Raw genomic sequence first — 444 nt, 5'->3', positions numbered from 1 at the left:
GTGGTTGATACGACGATGCTGGAACACGCCTACATCAAGGGCTTCTTCGCCTTTGAAGTTGTCGGTGTAGACGATGCTGACGGGCGTGGCCTCCTCGTCGATTGTGGGCAGAAGCCTGGTCGCCTTTGCGTTGGGAATGATCGTTGTGTAGACTTTCCCGCTCCCAGTTAACAAGCCGAAGACGGCCACCTTGCCTGCGGCTCCTCGGCCTCGCTTGCCCTTGCGGACCCCGACGAAGTAGCTCTTGTCGGCCTCGATCACCCCGCTAAGCTCGAAACCGGGGAGGTTGCCGGCCATCATGACCTCCCTCAGTCGCAAGAAGAACTCAGCAGCTGGTGTACCGTGCACGCCGACCATCTCCGCAGCGGCTACGACTGTGGATCCAGCAAGCAAAAGCTTGATCAGTTCCACTTGCTCGAGAGGGCTGACTCGACTGCTTCTTAT

1 protein-coding gene is annotated in these 444 nt (G+C 58.6%); it reads right to left on the bottom strand.

The features are described from left to right. On the bottom strand, positions 1-411 hold a 411-nt coding region (locus QEH53_RS24030), incomplete at its 3' end, for a transposase (RefSeq protein ID WP_309025778.1). Positions 412-444: the final 33 nt, after the last annotated feature.

It is taken from the genome of Pelagicoccus sp. SDUM812002 (assembly GCF_031127835.1).
Classification (GTDB): Bacteria; Verrucomicrobiota; Verrucomicrobiia; order Opitutales; family Opitutaceae; genus Pelagicoccus.
Note: the sequence above shows the minus strand (reverse complement) of the source record. Positions and strands in the feature narration are given on the sequence as shown.